Below are 16,758 nucleotides of genomic sequence, written 5' to 3'. Positions count from 1 at the left end.
CATCTCCCGTTGTTGCTCATTTGCGGCAGCGGAGCTGGCCACCCCTACCCCGATCAGTCTCATGACGCTCTCCGGCGACCGCGGCGTGCCGCGACTGCTGGCGGACGCCACCCGCGAATCTCGTCCAGCGTGAGCCCCAGCTCACGCGCCTGGTCTTGCACGAACCCCGCGTAGTAGTCGCCCATGCGCTCGCCGTAGAGGGGGTGTAGATCGTTGTGCCATTGCTTGAGCCAAGGCACCAATTCCAGCAGGCCGGCGAGCAATGGCTGCAGGCGCTCCCCCTCCCACCCTTCGTTGTCCTTCATGTCCAGGTAGTACGCCGCCAGTGCAGTTGCCTGCTGAAGGTGATTCCAACCAGCCCACGCGATCGGCAGGCTCGTATCGGCGCCGCGTTCACAGTGGGGGAAACTGACCCAGCGTTCCTTGGGTACGTCCAGCCCGCCGCGCAGGCGCCAGAAGTCGGGTTTGAGGAAGTCCTTGCTCTGGTACTTGGGCGGCACGGGAATCTTGCTGACCTCCTCACCGGCGTCCTCACGCCGCTGCAGCGCCCAGTTGTCTTCCCACTGCGCACGTTTGCGTAATCCGGTTTCGGTGTAACGCAACACCGGCAGGAAGGGTACCGAGTCGTTTGCCACGAGTTCTGCCACGAGCGGGGAGAGATCGAAGTCCGCGCGGCCGGCGTACAGCTCAGCGAGCTGCATGAATCCCACATCCATTCGCAGCTTGTCTGCGAGCCGATTCACGGTGGTGACCTGAGGGGGCCGCTCGTCGCTGGCGGACCAGAGCCGAGCGGATTCGAGACGGTCCAGCAGCCCCTCACGCAGCGCGCTGTGCTCCAGGTCTTCCCAAGCAGGCGTATTCCAGCGGCGCTTGTACTCAGGCCGCTCTATCAGGCCGATGTTGCGATCGCGCTCTATCCGATCGATGCGACGCTGCACGAGCTGCCGGTAGTCTTCGGGCCAATGGGATGGAATCTCGATGACTGGCTTCGATCCGTGGCGATCAAACCAAACGGTCGTCTCACGGCCACTGGCGACGCGGCGGGCCAGTACGATCTCGAAGGCCCGCTCACCGAGTTGCACTTCTGGCGCTTCGCCGGGAAAGCATAGAGTTTCGGTATCTTCCGCCAGTAGGCCATACAGCGCATAGCAGGCCCAATCGAGTTCTTCCTGCCAGGTGACAGCGCTTCGGTACAGCGCAGCGACACGCTCGCGCAGCGCATCGAGCGTCTGCCGCGTGGGCAGCGGCCGCGCACCATCATTGGCTTGGCGAAGCTGGGCCGCGGGCAAGCTGTCTTCGATTTCGCGCGCCAACGCGTCGAGCGTCCGCGCCAGTTCAGTCGGGCGCCTCTCGCTCAACGGAAACTCGGCGACCTTGGTCGAATTGAACGCGAAGTGGCTCTTCCATGCCTCATCACCGAGAGCAGAGTTACCGGCATCAACTCGCGTGCCTCCGCCCTCACCCTTGTTGTGGCACACCTGCTTCAACCAAAAGCACGCCACCGACGAATTGAGTAGCCCGAGCAGCCCCAGGTGCTCGTCCTCGCTGCTGCCGGCGGGTAGCTTGATCACCGGCGCAGTCTTGTCGTGGATCTGGCCTTCTTTACCCCTAATGAAATGGTTGTGCGTCGCAACTTCGGCAAAGGTAATCGGAGCCAGCTCACCAAGCTTGTCCTTAACTACAACGCCGTATTCGCGCCAGTGCAAGCCGCGCTGCTCTTTTGTCTTTCCGAAGAAAATTGACGGGCTCATAAGGGCCCGAAAGGGCCAAAAGAAGTTATCCAACTCACCGTCTTTCTTAAATTGCCCCCGATCGTCATATTCGTAAATTGCAGTTCGAGCCTCGCCGATCGACCAATCTCGTACTGCATTACCTGCAACGAACTGCCGCAATGCGGTTGCTCTTGGATACATCCGATGAAAGCTCTTCTCGGAATCACGGACAAATAGCTCGTCCTCCCCGGTGACAACCATGAATCCCACTGCGCGGGCGAGTTCACCAATTCTCTGCGCTGCAACAGCTTCTAATCGTTCTCGTAGTTCAGCAGCACCACCCCCGCCAATACTCCATGGATGCTTGGCAAACGTCGCCCTCGGCGTATCCGTCACGCTGACGAACTCACTCTCCGATCCAGCCCGATCGATCTGAGAGACAATCGCCGACCACACCAGACCCAAGGCTGGATCATTCGGCGTGCTCGGCTCGCCCTTGATACCCATCACCGTGCGCACCGCGTCATCCATCGGTGCGCGATGGCGACCGAAGAGGATTACGGTCGGCGTGCCGTGGCCCGGTATGTAGGCACCGGACGTATCGACCACATTGATCAGATCCAGCCGCGGCAGCACCTGCTCGATGAGCTTGGCGCCGAACTCGCGCTTCATGAAACTGTTGGCCGTGATCATGCCAACGTAGCCAGCCGGCTTGCCGTTGCCGGTGGTCGCGAGTTCGAAGAAGCGTTCGGTAAACGGCGCGCCGAGCGAATACTTCATGTGGCAGCTCGCATAGCGCTGCCGGTAGGCCGCGTTGAGCGCGGCGTCCTTGACGATGATGTATGGCGGATTGCCGACCACCGCGTGGTACTGCCGCCCGAGGATGCGGTTGACCTCGTCCAGATCCTCGCCGGCGTAGGCGTGCGCTAGTCCCGTTCCGGCATAGTGTTCGGCGCCCTCAAACATACCCTCGGTCGCCGTCAGGCCAAAGCGCTTGCCGTGCAGCAGGCTGTCCCCGATCGCCACGTTGAGCTTGAAGTTCGGCGCCGCGGCCAGGCGATGCACTTCGCCGACCTTGAGCGCCGCGACCCATAGGCGGAAGCGCGCGATGGCCACCGCAAAGGGATTGAGATCTACGCCGGTGACGGCATCGAGCGCCTTCTGCGCGATGTCGCGGCGGTTGCGTGCGGGCTCCGCACGCGTCCACTCCTCCACCAGCCGGTGAAAGGCGCCGAGCAAGAAGTGGCCACTGCCGCAGGTGGGATCGATCAGCCGTACTTCGCGAAAACCGAACTCGCGGATAGCCGGGGTGAGCGTGCGGTCGAGGATGAATTCCTCGACGAACTCCGGCGTTTGCAGCAGCGCGTAGCGCTTGCGCGTGGCTTCGCTCAGGTCCTGGTAGAGGTCGCCGAGGAAACGGGTATTCCAGTCTGGATCGGTGAAGTCATGCAGCAGCGCGCCGGTGTTGGGATCGATCTGCTGCCAAAACTGACGCAGTGCCATCGCGGCATCACCGCTGATGCCAAGCCGAAAGACCGGGTTATGCGTCGCATCGAAGAAGGTTTGCAGGCCCGGCAGCGCGCCGGCTTCGCGGAACGCATGCAGCAGGTACTCGCGGTCGCTTTCGGTCGGGTGAGCACGGAAATAGGCTTCATGCCGGTCACGCGCCAGAGCCAGGCGCCCAGAGTCCGGCGTACCGGCCAGCCAGGGGCGCTCGACAAGCTGGTTGTCCTCGATGAAGCGCAGGAAAACACCGCTCAGCAGCCAGTGCACACCCGCCTGTGTGATGACCTGATCGGACCAGCTCTCAAACGTTTCCGCCACACGGTTGGCGTCGCGCGCCGTCTGCCATTCGGCCAGAAGACTCGTCTTGAGCTCCGGCAACTCACCGATGCGCTGGCGCAGATCGTCTTCCAGCTTCTTGAGCTGGCGTGTGAGATCGGAAAGCAATCGGGGGGCGTCAATCACGTGCAGGTTTTCTCTTTGTTTTTATGTGACGTCGTGGCTCAAGTCGCCACGGCGTGGCGCGGCTCAGCCCGATGAACATTCCGAATCCACGCGGCAGGTAATGCGACCACGCGCGTCGCATTGACGAGCGGCACCGGCGTTGCGTCGATCACGGCGAGCCCCGGCTGGTGAGTGGGTAACAACAACCAAGCAGCGGGCGTGCGGCCAGGCCGGCCCACCTGTGATTCCAGCTCAACCAGAATTTCCATCAGCTCATAGCGGGCCAGCAGGCCGCCATTGACCACCAGCGCCGGCGCAGTCCGCTCGAATAGTGCTCGCTTGAGCGCGGGGACACAGCGCTTGGCTAGACCCAGCAGATTGCGCCAGTCCCGATTGCCGGGCTCAGCGATGTCGGCGCGCAACACAGTGGTCCATGGGACTTTTGCCGCCTCGGCCTGGCGATGCATCTCGCCCAACAACAACGCATCGAGATTGATCCTCTCTACGGCACCGCCTGCAACCGCACCGAAGCGCCGGAGCAACTCAGATTCGGCGGCCTGCGCCAGACGAGGGTCGACGGTGAGCGTGAGCAGGCCGCCGTCCTTTAGCACCCGCTGCAGGCGCTGCTCGATCGACGATGCTTCCGTCGCGTCCGCGTCGGGCTGACCCGACTCGCTGCCCCGCGCTGTGGGGCGTCGGCTGCCGAATTGGGTCGTCAACCCTACGGTCAGGCTGCCCGAAAGCGTCCTGCGCCGATACGCACCGGCACCGTTGGCGGCATGTGGATCCCATTCCAGCGGAACACCCGCTTCCTCCAGCAAACGGTCGAGATGAGGATGGCCCGGGAGCCGCTCTGCCTCCGGGTACCGGCCACGCACGCGATCCTGAATCTCCGACGGTTTGAGAAGCTGAGCACCGAGTACAGCACCCACGGAGTGCTTGAGTGACTGCAATGCGCTCATGCCGCGCGGGTAGATCTCTTGGCGGCTGGATAGCGAAGCCTTGCGCGAGGCCATCGTGGCCAAACGCAGCAGTCGGGAGGGGGCGATGGGCTGCGGCAGCGGGATGCCCGCAGCGACATCCGTTGCTGCGACCGTACTCAAAGGTTGCAGTACGCCTTCGATGGCCTCGAGCGCACGAGACGGTGGGTAAAGGGGGTCCGACAGCGCGCAGGTATCCGCGACCTCGCCTAGGCGGCGCGCAAAGTCGGCCCACGCCGATGACACCGCCACGAGCGGCACCGAGCCTTGATCAAATACGTCGAAACGCGGCTGGTCGCGATGCCGCTCGGCTTCGACCGCTGCACGGATCACCGCGTGAGCCAGACGCATCCGATCAGCGTCGTCCTGTAGCGCGCAGCCGCGCAACGCCAGTAAGGCCAGCGCCGCCTCATCTGCGGTCATGACATTACCTTGCGCGGTCAGGAGAGCCTCGATTTGCTGACGAAGTTCGGTGATGGCCTTGTTGTTCTTGAGCCAGCGCTCGCGGGCGCGGATCAACGTCTCCGTGAGTGTGGTGCGATCAACGTTCGAGGACTGCGCTGCATCACCGATCGACGGCCAGCGAGCTGCGCCCGGCCCTTCGAGGCCCAAGAAATGGGCGAGTGCGGCATCTTCTGGGCGCTCGTCACCGACAGGACGTTTGGGCAACAGAGATGCGGCCAATTCGTTGACGGTGACCGGCAGCTTGCCGGAATCGGTGTCGACCTCGTCGCTTTCGTGCAGCGTCGTCCGGCCGTGCGTGAGGTCCGGACGCAGGCGAGCCAGTTCCTTGGCCTTGATCCGGATTTCCTTGCGCACCTTGTCGCCCACACCGCGCAGATAGCGGAACTCAATGCGGTTGACGGCGAGCAGCTTGGCAACACTCTGGACGCCCATGCGCTCCAGGGCGTCTTGTGCCTCCAGGCTGTAGCCCAGCTCGGCCATGGTGGTCTGTGCGGTGACCGTGAAGGCCAACGTCTCGAACGCGGCGTCGTCCGATTTTGAAATTGGGTGCGCCGTGGTTGCCCGCTCGAATACGGCGCGCCAGTGGCGAAGCATGTCCTCTGCGTTGTCGTAGCGCTCCTTGAAGTCGCGGCGCAGCGCCGTGACGAAGAAGGCGGCGAGAGGCTCACGTACGGCCGGATGGAAGATGTCGAGGTCGATCTTGGCTTCGACGTCGATCATATGAGGCGCCGTCTGTCCGTCACCCCATGTAGGCACGCGACCCACCGCCATCTCATATAGCGTGACGGCCGCCGCAAAGCGCTCGGCGTGAAGATCCCAGCTGCGGTGCGGTCGCAACGGCAGGAAGGGGTCCAGGTACGGGGGCGTGCCCGCCGAGATGTTTTCCGGCGGAACGCGCGTGAGTGAGAAATCAAACAGGACCAGCTGCTTGCGACCCGTGCGCGAATCGGCAATGCCGATGTTGTCGGGCTTGATGTCGCGATGCACGACAGCGCGGTCTTCCAGATGACGGACGGCATCGATCAGCTCCTCGCCAAACCGCTGCAGCATGTCGAGCGATAGCCGACCCTGCTTGAGCAACTGCGCCAAGGTGTCATTGCCAGCGCTCCTCAGCAGCAGAGCCGTACGACCTGCGACCGTGCGGACGTCGCGCAGCTCAACGATGTTGGGATGGCGGAGCTTTCTGAGCGCGTCGGCTTCAGCCGAGAGGTTTTCGGTGTGAGATACGTCGACTGCGACCTTGAGAATGAGCTGCTCGTCGCTTCCATCCGGCTTGACGAGCAACGCGTCGCTTGACGAGCCGCGTCCCATCCGGCGCACGACCGTGAATCCACCGTCGACTCTATCCTCCGCGCGTGCCTGGCTCGGGTCAACGGTCTGCTCGGGATCTGGCGCGGTCAGTTCATCTTCGACCGCGTCGAGTTCGCTCAGGAAATCGCGGATGGAATCGTAGCGGGTGATGACTTCCGGATTCGTGGAGTACTGAACCAGCTCGAGGAGCTTGGGACTGCACCCATCCAAAACATTGGACAGACGCAGGCCTTGGCCTTCACGCAGCTTCGTAGAAAGCTCGAGGGTGCTTGCTGCGGGCGCTTCACCGCTAAAGATGAGGTACGTTAGACAGCCAAGAGAAAACACATCCAGTTCGGCACCATGCGCAGGATCAGCACGTGTGGTTTCCGGCGCGAGATACACCAGCCCCGGATCGTCGACATAGTCTTCGACGTGTTGCGTGCCCGTGGTGTGATGAATCGTGCCGGTAGCAGAGCCGGCACCTGGATTGCGCGCAGCGGTCTGCCAGTTCATTAGCTGGACGCGAAGCTCGCCGTTATCAGTACCTTTTACCAGCACGCTCTGCGGTCCGAGAGCGCGGTGGTACAGACGACGCGAGTGGGCAAATGCCAACACCTCAGCGATGCCGCGCACCAACTGGAGGCGCTGGTCCACGCCCAACTTTTGCGGCTCGTCACGCAGAAAATGATCGAGGCGAACCGCCTTGGGATCATGTTCGAAGATCAGCGCTGGCCCGAGCTCGGTGTCCTTGTATTCCCGACAGCGAAGCACGCCGCTGTGCTCGATTCCCTCCAGGACGGTGAATTCACGCTGCGCCTGCCGGACTCGCGTTTCGCGGGCTTCAGGACTGCTTGCAGTGGCAAGGTTGTAGATGCGAATCCGACGTTGCACATCAACGCTGACATGCTTGGCGTCCCACTCCTGATACGAAGGTCCGTCGGCAATGAGTTTGCCGAGCTGGTAGTCACCGACGCGGCGGTATTTGTTGGATGGCCGGATGCCCGCTTCAGCCAGCGCCTTCGCGATGGCTTTGACCTGTTGCCCATCGACAGGAGTCCGATACATCGAGCGGACACCGCGGGCCAGCGCTCCAACAATTCCGCTATCGTCATGCGCCCCGGGGCGACCGCGTTGAAAAACTCCGGCGGCTGCGTTGCCTTGCAGGCGCATCGTCAGCGTTGCCGAAGACAGAAAAACTGCTGGCTCAACGAAGGGCAATCGAACCTTGGCCTTGATGATCGCTGACTGGCGTTTCAGCAGGCTCGCGAGGCGCTTTGACTTTCGATCAGTGAGAAGCAGCGGGTTGTCGTATGAGCGCTCTCGTCCATCCGTGGTCCAGGTCCAAGTGTGCGCGTCGCCAGTGACGGTTCCGGGGCGCGATTTGATCTCGACCAAGACCAGCCCCGCCGGGGTCAGCGCAAGCGCATCAACCTCGTTGACCTTTCCCTCGTCATCGATGAACTCGAAGTTGGTCCAGACGTGCCAGGGATCTTGGTTCGGAAGCTGGGCGCGCAGCCATTCCAGCGCCTCGCGTTCCCAAGGAAACGTGGATTCGGCGATGACATGCCATCGGTTAGGGCCAAGGCTCATGCGGAATCCCCGTTCCTGATCGGCGGCACAAACTCCAGAAGATCGCCCACCTGGCACTTAAACAGCTGACACAGCTTGCTGAGGGCGGGTAACTCAACTCGCGTCGCCGTGCCACGGTAGAGCGCCGTGACCAGACTCCGGTTGAGCCCAGTCAACCGTGAGACGTCAGCAATACGAAGCCTGTCGCGCCCCATGAACGTGGAGAGATGGCAACGGATCATTCTGAATCGCCTTACCCTAGCGTGTTGCGCAGCGTAGCATTATTATTGTTTACGCGGCACGCAAAGCCACGCATCGCCGTGGATGGGCCATTCTCGTGGCAGCTCGAAGAGACGCGCTACCGTGCGATGAAGATCGTCGCGTTCGGCCATTCGGCCTTGGCTCTAAGTCCAAAAACGCGGGGCACTTGAGACGCGAACTGCCTCAAATATCAATTTGCCTCGAGGTCGGGTGATCCCAACTTCAGTTCACGACTCTAATTGCGAGTTCACGACTTTAATTACTTGTTCACGACTTTAATTGCTCGGAACATACGGGGTGTCGCTAGTCCCCGTCATTCCACCGTCACGCTCTTCGCGAGATTGCGCGGCTGATCCACGTCCGTCCCACGAATCACCGCCACGTGATAAGCCAATAGCTGCAGCGGAATCGTATAGACCAGCGGCGCCTGCACGGCTTCGATGTGCTCGGGCATCAGCAGCACTTCGGTGCCCGGCTCGGAGACGAAACCCGTGTTGGGATCCGCGATGACATACAGCTTGCCGCCGCGTGCGCGCACTTCCTGCAGATTGGACTTCAGCTTTTCCAGCAGCGCGTTGTTCGGTGCAACGGCGATCACCGGCATGTCTTCGTCGACCAGTGCCAGCGGGCCGTGCTTGAGTTCGCCGGCGGCGTAGGCCTCGGCGTGGATGTACGAGATTTCCTTGAGCTTGAGGGCGCCTTCCATCGCAACCGGGAACGTCGGGCCGCGACCGAGGAACAGCGCGTGATGCTTGTTGGCGAAGTGCGCCGCCCATTCGCGGATCTTCGGCTCGAGTGCCAGCGTCTTCTCGACGACTTCGGGCACGTGCGCAATCTGGCGGACGAACTCGGCTTCGATCGCGGCTTCCATGCCGTTGTGACGGGCCAGCACGAGCCCGAGCAGCGACAACGCGGCAAGCTGCGTCGTGAAGGCCTTGGTCGAGGCCACGCCGATCTCGGGACCGGCGCGCGTCATCAGCACGAGGTCGGCTTCGCGAACCAGCGACGACTCGGGCACGTTGCAGATCGTCGCGGTGGCGAGATATCCGAGTTCACGCGCGTAGCGCAGCGCAGCGAGCGTGTCCGCGGTTTCGCCGGACTGCGAAATCGCGATCAGCAACGTGCCGGGCAACACCACCGGCCGGCGATAGCGAAACTCGCTCGCCACTTCCACCGTGCAGGGCAGCCGTGCGCCCTGCTCGATGTAGTACCGCGCGATCAGGCCGGCGTGATAGCTGGTGCCGCAGGCGACGATGTGCACGCCGCGGACCTTGGGCAGGATGTCCTTGGCGCGCGGGCCGAACGAGGCTTCGAGCACGCGATTGCCGGTGATGCGCTCGGCCAGCGTGTCGCCGATGGCGCGCGGCTGCTCGAAGATTTCCTTGAGCATGTAGTGCGCGTAGTCGCCGCGCTCGACGGCGTCCGCCGACAGCTCGGACTCGCGCAACGGGCGATCGACGGCCTGGCCCTTGGCGTCGAAGATCGCGATGCCGCGCGGGCCGATCTCCGCGACGTCGCCTTCTTCCAGAAACCGGAACTGGCGCGTCTGTGGCAGCAGCGCCTGCACGTCCGACGCCACGTAGAACTCGCCCTTCGTCTCGCCCTCGCCTTCGCCGAGCACGACCGGGCAACCGGCACGCGCGCAGACCAGGCGGTCGGGTTCACGGCGGTCCAGCGCCACGATCGCGTAGGCGCCGTGCAGCCGCGAGACCGTCTCGTGCATCGCCTTGAGCAGATCGTTGCTGCGCTTGAAGCACTGGTTGAGCAGGTGCGCGACGACCTCGGTATCGGTCTCGGACGTGAAGACGTAGCCCGCCGCCTTCAGCTCCGCGCGCAGTCGCTCGTGGTTTTCGATGATGCCGTTGTGGACCAGCGCGATCTGTCCTTCGGACATGTGCGGGTGCGCGTTGCGCTCGCTGGGCACGCCGTGCGTGGCCCAGCGCGTGTGGGCGATGCCGCGCAGGCCCTGCACCGGCGACGCCTCGATGGCGTCGGCGAGCTGCTGCACCTTGCCCTGGGCGCGTCGCCGTTCCACGGTGCCGGCAGCGGTCAGCAAGGCGATGCCGGCCGAGTCGTAGCCGCGGTATTCGAGGCGGCGCAGGCCCTCGATCAGGATGGGTGTGACGTCACGATCGGCGACGGCACCAACGATTCCGCACATGAGGGTCTGGAGGGAGACGGTCGGCGAAGCAGGGAGGAGATGCGGGTCCCTGGGAAGGGCGGCCGCCATTTTATGTCGTCGCCACCAGAACCGCCGTGGCATCGATCTCGCATCGTTGAAGGCGCCACGGATATTCGCGCTTCCGCGGTCAGCAGGCCGCGATACAGATCGGTACCATTGCGAGACGGACGGAAGCCAGAGGCCACCCCCAATGCTCAAGTTGAACGTCAACGGTAAAGAGACGGTATTCGAAGGCGACCCTTCGATGCCCTTGCTGTGGTTCCTGCGCGACGAGGCCGGCCTGACCGGCTCCAAGTTCGGCTGCGGCATGGCGCTGTGCGGTGCGTGCACCGTGCACCTGGATGGACAGCCGACGCGCGCCTGCGTCACGCCGGTGGCCGCCGCGCAGGGTCGCGCGATCACGACGATCGAGGCGGTGCACACCGATCCGGTCGGCAAGAACGTGCAGGCGGCATGGCGCAAGCTGGACGTGGTCCAGTGCGGCTACTGCCAGTCCGGCCAGATCATGGCGGCCACCGCGCTGCTCAAGTCCAACCCGGCGCCCAGCGATGCGGATATCGATGCGGCCATGAGCGGCAACGTCTGCCGCTGCGCCACCTACCAGCGCATCCGCGCCGCGATCCACGACGCGGCGCAGTCCGCGCCCAAGGCCTGACCGGGAGCCGACATGCGCATCCTCGAACGCTTCTCCGGGTCCGTCGCGTCGACGACGGCCGCACTTGAACTACCCGCTCCTGCCAATCTGAGCCGTCGCGCGTTTCTGCAAGGCGTCGGTGGCCTCGCCGTCGGAGTCTGCATCGGGCCGGCGCTGAGCGCGTGCAAGCCCGCGTCCGCGCCGTCCGGCGGCGGCAGCGCAACTGCTGCGACCGTCTTCGAACCCAACGCCTTCGTCCGCATCACGCCCGACAACCGCGTGATCATCGTCGCCAAGCACCTGGAAATGGGCCAGGGCACGTACACCGGCCTGGCCACCCTGGCCGCCGAGGAACTGGATGCGGACTGGGATCAGGTCAGCGTCGAAGGCGCGCCGGCCGATGCCAAGCGCTACGGCAATGCGCAGACGGGCGGCTCGCAGGGCACTGGCGGCAGCAACGCCATGGCCAGCTCGCATGAGCAGATGCGCCGCGCCGGCGCCGCGGCGCGCGCGATGCTGGTGTCCGCTGCCGCGCAGGAGTGGAAGGTTCCGGTCGGGAGCCTGACGGTCTCCAAGGGCGTCGTCAGTCACGCCGAGTCCGGGCGCAAGGCGACGTTCGGCGAGTTGGCCGAGGCGGCCGGCAAGCAGGCCGTGCCGGAAACTCTGGTCCTCAAGGATCCGAAGGACTTCAAGCTGATCGGCCAGCAGAAGCTCGGCCGCAAGGATTCGAGCGGCAAGACCGACGGCAGCGCGATGTTCACGCAGGACATGAAGCTGCCGGACATGCTGGTCGCCGTGGTCGCCTACGCGCCCAGCTTCGGCGGCAAGCTCAAGAGCGTCGATGCCGCGAAGGCGCGCGCGATCACCGGCGTCGTCGACGTCGTGCAGTTCGACGGTGGCACCGGCTATCGCGGTGGCGTCGCGGTGCTGGCGAAGAACACCTGGGTGGCACGGCAGGGCCGTGACGCGCTAGTCACCGAGTGGGACGACAGCGCCGCGCTGAAGCTCGGCAGCACCGAACTGATGGCGCAGTACCGCACGCTGCTCGACAAGCCGGGCGCAGTCGCCAAGCACGAAGGCGATGCCGTGGCGGTGCTGGCCAAGGCCGGCAAGGTGGTGCAGGCCGAGTACGAGTTCCCGCATCTTGCGCACGCCGCGATGGAGCCGATGAACTGCCTGGTGCAGATCCGTGACCAGGATTGCGAGATCTGGAACGGCGAGCAGTTCCAGACCGTCGACCAGGCCAACGTCGCCAAGCTGCTGGGGCTCAAGCCCGAGCAGGTCACGATCCACCAGCTCTACGCCGGCGGCAGCTTCGGTCGCCGCGCGAATCCGAAGAGCGACTACGTGCTCGAAGCGGTGTCGCTGGCCAAGGCCGCGCGCGCGCAGGGGCACAAGGTTCCGGTGAAGCTGGTGTGGATGCGCGAGGACGACATGCGCGCCGGCTACTTCCGTCCGATGTTCCTGCACCGCGTGCGCGCGGCGCTGGACAAGGACGGCGGCATCCTGGCGTGGGAGCAGCGCGTGATCGGCGAGTCGATCATCAAGGGCACGCCGTTCGAGCCCTTCATGATCAAGGACGGCGTCGATCACACGTCGGTTGAAGGCTGCTTCGAGCACTACGCCGCTGCCAACGTGCACATTGATCTGCATTCGCCGGAGACCGGTGTGCCGGTGCAGTGGTGGCGCTCGGTGGGCCACACCCACACGGCGTTCGCGAAGGAATCGATGATCGACGAGCTCGCCGCGCAGGCGGGTGTCGATCCCTTCGAGTTCCGGCGCAAGGCGATGGCTGATCATCCGCGCCATCGCGCGGTGCTGGAACTTGCGGCCGAGAAGGCCGGCTGGGGCACGCCGCTGAAGCCGGGCGAAGGCAAGGCCAGGCGCGGGCGCGGCATCGCGGTGCAGGAATCCTTCAGCAGCATCGTCGCCGAAGTCGTCGAAGTGACGATCACCGACGGCAAGCTGCGCGTGGATCGCGTGGTCTGCGCCGTCGACTGCGGTTTGGCGATCAACCCGGACGTCGTGCGCGCGCAGATGGAGGGCGGCATCGGCTTTGCGCTCAGCGCAGCGCTGCACAACGCGATCACGCTCGACAAGGGCGCGGTGCAGGAAACCAACTTCCATACCTACACGCCGCTGCGCATCAACGAGATGCCGGTGATCGAGGTGCACATCGTGGCGTCGCCGGAGCCGCCCACCGGCGTCGGCGAACCCGGCGTGCCGCCGCTGGCGCCGGCGCTGGCGAATGCGATCTACGCCGCTACCGGGCAGCGCATCCGCAAGCTGCCGCTGGTCAAGCAGCTCAAGGCCTGAGGCGCGGTGCATTCTTTCCTGAACCCGGAGCCGACGGCTCCGTCCGACGTCCATCGATGAACACGCCGCAGGAATTCGCCGCGTTGCTCGCGGCGCTGCGTGCGTTGCCGGCCGATCGGCCCGATGCGGCGCTGGTGACGCTGACGCGCACGCAGGGCTCGACGTTTCGCCGCGCGGGCGCGCGCATGCTCGTTCACGGTGATGGCCGCATCGTGCGTGGCCTGTCGGCCGGTTGCCCGGAGCAGGACATCGCGGCGCGGGCACGCGAGGCGATCGCGGCCGGCGAGGCGCGCATCCTGCGCTACGACCGCGAGCACGGGCAGGACGTGATGATCGAGATGGGCTGCGGCGGCGAGCTGGAAGTGCTGGTGGAGCCGCTGCGCGCGCCCGCGGACTGGCAGTTCGCGGAGCAGGTGGATGCCGTACTCGGGGCGCGGCGCAACGGCAGCCTGGCGACCTTGTTCCGCGTTGACGGGCATTGCCTGCACAGGCCACGGCACTGGCTGCGCTCGGAGAGCGTCGTGCTCGACGAGCTGGAAGATGCAGAGCTGAGCGCTGCCTTGGCTGCGGCACCGCCTGCCAAGCCCGGCATCGTCAGCCTGGCGTCGTCACAAGGCACGGCCGAGCTGTTTGTCGAATCGCTGCAACCGCCCTGCGCTGCCGTGCTGATCGGGGCCAACGCCAGCGCATCGTCGTTGGCGCGCACGCTGGAGCATCTGGGCTGGCGCGTGCAGGCGATCGATCCGCGCGAAGTCGCGCCCGAACGGCTCGCACAGCAGGTGATCCTCGACGCGCGCACGTTCGCGATGGTGATGACGCACAACCTCGAGCACGACATCGCCTACCTGCGCGCGCTGCGCGACGCGCCGCTGGCCTATCTCGGCGCCGTCGGTGCACGCCGCCGCGCGGAACGGCTGATGGAAGCCACCGGCCTGACCGCCGAACGCCTGCGTGCACCCGCCGGCCTCGACATCGGATCGGAGACGCCGGAAGAGATCGCGCTGGCGATCGCGGCGGAGATGCTGTCGGTGGCGAATCGCACCGGCGGCGGCGCGCTCAGCGCGACGCGCGAACCGATTCATCGCTGAGTTCGGTGACGACATCCGGCGCCAGGATTGCGATCGTCATCCTCGCCGCCGGTACCGCGCGCCGCTTCGGCGCGCTCAAGCAGCTTCAATGCATCGAGGGTCGCAGCCTCGTGCGACGCGCCGCGGATGCGGCGATCGCGACCGGGCTTCCGGTTCACGTGGTGACGGGCGCGGAACACGAGGCGGTCGCCGCGCAGCTCGCGGAAATCGCCGTCGGGATCGCGCACAACCTCGAGTGGACACGGGGCATGGGCCACTCGCTGGCGTTCGGCGTGCGCAGCGTCGTCACAGCGTCACCGTCGCCGGATGCGGTGCTGGTCATGCTCGCCGACCAGCCGATGGTGAGCGCTGAAGATCTCGCCGAACTGGTACGCGAACATCGCGCGCATCCGCTTGCGATCGTCGCTGCCGATTACGGCGAACGGCTCGGCCCGCCCTGCCTGTTCCCGGCGCCGCATTTCGAAGCCCTGATGACGCTCGACGGCGACCAGGGTGCGCGCGCCGTGCTGCATGCGAACCGCGCCGCGGTGCGCGCGTTGCCGATGCAGCATGCGGCAGTCGATGTCGATACGCCCGAAGATCTGGCGCGCGCGGCGGCGGCACTGCAGAAACCGTAGCCCGGACGTTGAATTTCGCGAAGCGAAAGAGCGGGGCTCCCCTCGAATACGGAGCGCAATCCCGGACTTCGTCCGGGCTACGGTTGTCGCGCTCTACTTCACTTCTTCTTGACCGGACGCTTCCACGGCAGCGAACGCTGATCGCGCGCGCGACAGATCGTGAGTTGCTGCGGCGGCGCATCCTTTGAAATGCTGGAGCCGGCCGCGATGTAGGCACCCGCACCGATCGTCACCGGTGCGATGAGCTGCGAGTCGGTGCCGATGAAGGCGTCGTCGCCGATCACCGTGTGGTGCTTGTGGGCGCCGTCGTAATTGCAGGTGATGACGCCCGCGCCGATGTTCACGCGTGCGCCGACGGTGGCATCGCCGATATAGGCCAGATGATTGGCCTTCGACGCGTGGCCGAGCTTGCTCTTCTTGATCTCGACGAAATTGCCGACATGGACCTCGTCGGCGAGCTGCGCCTCGGGCCGCAGGCGCGCGTAGGGACCGATGCGGCAGGAGCGGCCGACGATCGCGTTGTCGAGCACGCAGTGCGACTCGATGCGCGTGTCCGCGCCGACCTTCGCATCCTTGAGCACCGTGTAGGGCCCGACGTACACGTGGTCGCCCAGCTCGACCTCGCCTTCGATGACGACGCCCACGTCGAGGAACACGTCCTGCCCGCACAGCAGGCTGCCGCGCAGGTCGAAACGATCCGGATCCGCCATCGCGACGCCCAGGCGCATCTGCCGCTCTGCCTGCTGCCGCTGGTAGCTGCGTTCCAGCGTGGCGAGCTGCAGGCGATCGTTGACGCCCTGCACTTCGGCGGCGGCACTCACGCAGGTGGTGTGGACGCGCACGCGGTCGCGCACCGCGAGGCGCACCAGATCGGTCAGATAGAACTCGCCCTGCGAGTTGTCGTTGCGGATCTTCGACAGCCATTCCCGCATCGACTTGGCCGGCCCGCACAGCACGCCGGTGTTGATCTCCTGGATGCGCCGCTGCGCCGGTGTCGCGTCCTTTTCCTCGACGATGCCGGCGACCTTCCCTGCCCGGCGCAGGATGCGACCGTAGCCGTGCGGATCATCCATCTGCGCCACGAGGATGCCCATCGCGCTGCCGGCGGTGGCGAGCAGTTCGGACAGCGTGCCCGCCTCGATCAGCGGCACGTCGCCGTACAGCACGAGCACGCGCGCAGCGTCCGGAATGCCCGGCATCGCCTGCTGCACCGCGTGACCTGTGCCGAGCTGCGGTTCCTGCACGACGAAGGCGACATCGGTGGCGTCCGGATGGGCCTGCGCATACCAGCTGCGCACGCTGCCGGCGCCAGCGCCGATCACGACGTGGCAGGCCGCGGCGCCCAGCGCACGCGCGGTCTGCAGCACGTGGTCCAGCATCGGCCGGCCCGCGAGTCGATGCAGCACCTTGGGCAGCGTGGACTTCATCCGCGTGCCCTTGCCGGCCGCGAGGATCACGACGTGAAGCGGATGCGGCGCCGGAGCTTCTTTCTTCGACGGTTTGCTTTCGTTTTTCATGGTCGACCGGGAGCCCGTACGGGCGTGCAGTGTGCGGCGCCAACTTTACTACCGGGACAAGCGGAGGCCTTGGTCTTCAGGAGGCGGAGCGCGGCGGCAATCCCGGACTTCGTCCGGGCTACGGTGGCGGAGTCCGAACTCGCGACCGTAGCCCGGGTGCAACCCGGGGTGTCTCCC

Annotated in this window: 9 protein-coding genes; 4 read left to right on the top strand and 5 right to left on the bottom strand. The window is 65.2% G+C overall.

Translation table 11 applies throughout. The features are described from left to right. Positions 1-59 precede the first annotated feature (59 nt). The 4 genes from pglX to glmS form a co-directional block, all read right to left on the bottom strand. The gene (pglX, locus tag DFR24_RS23685) at positions 60-3,680 is read right to left on the bottom strand and encodes a BREX-2 system adenine-specific DNA-methyltransferase PglX (protein ID WP_133883947.1); all 3,621 of its coding nucleotides are present in this window, start codon (positions 3,678-3,680) and stop codon (positions 60-62) included. 38 nt (positions 3,681-3,718) lie between these two features. After that, positions 3,719-7,987 carry a BREX system serine/threonine kinase PglW gene (pglW, locus tag DFR24_RS23680; protein ID WP_133883946.1) on the bottom strand — a complete coding sequence of 1,423 codons (4,269 nt, stop codon included), beginning with the start codon at positions 7,985-7,987 and terminating at the stop codon, positions 3,719-3,721. Then, positions 7,984-8,208, bottom strand: coding sequence for a helix-turn-helix domain-containing protein (locus DFR24_RS23675; protein ID WP_133883945.1), 225 nt, complete (start codon positions 8,206-8,208; stop codon positions 7,984-7,986). Before DFR24_RS23675 ends, pglW begins: the two co-directional genes overlap by 4 nt. A gap of 332 nt (positions 8,209-8,540) precedes the next feature. Continuing rightward, the gene (gene glmS / locus DFR24_RS23670) at positions 8,541-10,388 is read right to left on the bottom strand and encodes a glutamine--fructose-6-phosphate transaminase (isomerizing) (RefSeq protein WP_133883944.1); all 1,848 of its coding nucleotides are present in this window, start codon (positions 10,386-10,388) and stop codon (positions 8,541-8,543) included. Between the two features lie 211 nt (positions 10,389-10,599). Here glmS and DFR24_RS23665 point away from each other — a divergent pair, with 211 nt between their 5' ends. Genes DFR24_RS23665 through DFR24_RS24590 form a run of 4 tightly spaced genes read left to right on the top strand, consistent with a single transcriptional unit; the run spans position 10,600 to position 15,064 of the window. Further along, positions 10,600-11,064 carry a (2Fe-2S)-binding protein gene (locus DFR24_RS23665; RefSeq protein WP_133883943.1) on the top strand — a complete coding sequence of 155 codons (465 nt, stop codon included), beginning with the start codon at positions 10,600-10,602 and terminating at the stop codon, positions 11,062-11,064. A gap of 12 nt (positions 11,065-11,076) precedes the next feature. Then, the gene (locus DFR24_RS23660) at positions 11,077-13,359 is read left to right on the top strand and encodes a xanthine dehydrogenase family protein molybdopterin-binding subunit (protein WP_133883942.1); all 2,283 of its coding nucleotides are present in this window, start codon (positions 11,077-11,079) and stop codon (positions 13,357-13,359) included. A gap of 56 nt (positions 13,360-13,415) precedes the next feature. Then, complete coding sequence (locus DFR24_RS23655) at positions 13,416-14,447, top strand: XdhC family protein (RefSeq protein WP_133883941.1); 1,032 nt, start codon at positions 13,416-13,418, stop codon at positions 14,445-14,447. Between the two features lie 5 nt (positions 14,448-14,452). Beyond that, the gene (locus tag DFR24_RS24590) at positions 14,453-15,064 is read left to right on the top strand and encodes a nucleotidyltransferase family protein (protein WP_162851399.1); all 612 of its coding nucleotides are present in this window, start codon (positions 14,453-14,455) and stop codon (positions 15,062-15,064) included. A 98-nt stretch (positions 15,065-15,162) separates the two neighbouring features. On the opposite strand, the gene glmU is transcribed toward DFR24_RS24590, so the two are convergent. Then, positions 15,163-16,581 carry a bifunctional UDP-N-acetylglucosamine diphosphorylase/glucosamine-1-phosphate N-acetyltransferase GlmU gene (gene glmU, locus DFR24_RS23645; protein WP_133883940.1) on the bottom strand — a complete coding sequence of 473 codons (1,419 nt, stop codon included), beginning with the start codon at positions 16,579-16,581 and terminating at the stop codon, positions 15,163-15,165. Positions 16,582-16,758: the final 177 nt, after the last annotated feature.

This window comes from Panacagrimonas perspica (assembly GCF_004364935.1).
Taxonomy (GTDB): Bacteria; Pseudomonadota; Gammaproteobacteria; order Nevskiales; family Nevskiaceae; genus Panacagrimonas; species Panacagrimonas perspica.
Note: the sequence above shows the minus strand (reverse complement) of the source record. Positions and strands in the feature narration are given on the sequence as shown.

Coding starts and splice junctions, on each gene's coding strand:
- pglW (WP_133883946.1), bottom strand. CDS start 7,987: ATGAGCCTTGGCCCTAACCGATGGCATGTCATCGCCGAATCCACGTTT.
- DFR24_RS23675 (WP_133883945.1), bottom strand. CDS start 8,208: ATGATCCGTTGCCATCTCTCCACGTTCATGGGGCGCGACAGGCTTCGT.
- glmS (WP_133883944.1), bottom strand. CDS start 10,388: ATGTGCGGAATCGTTGGTGCCGTCGCCGATCGTGACGTCACACCCATC.
- DFR24_RS23665 (WP_133883943.1), top strand. CDS start 10,600: ATGCTCAAGTTGAACGTCAACGGTAAAGAGACGGTATTCGAAGGCGAC.
- DFR24_RS23660 (WP_133883942.1), top strand. CDS start 11,077: ATGCGCATCCTCGAACGCTTCTCCGGGTCCGTCGCGTCGACGACGGCC.
- DFR24_RS23655 (WP_133883941.1), top strand. CDS start 13,416: ATGAACACGCCGCAGGAATTCGCCGCGTTGCTCGCGGCGCTGCGTGCG.
- glmU (WP_133883940.1), bottom strand. CDS start 16,581: ATGAAAAACGAAAGCAAACCGTCGAAGAAAGAAGCTCCGGCGCCGCAT.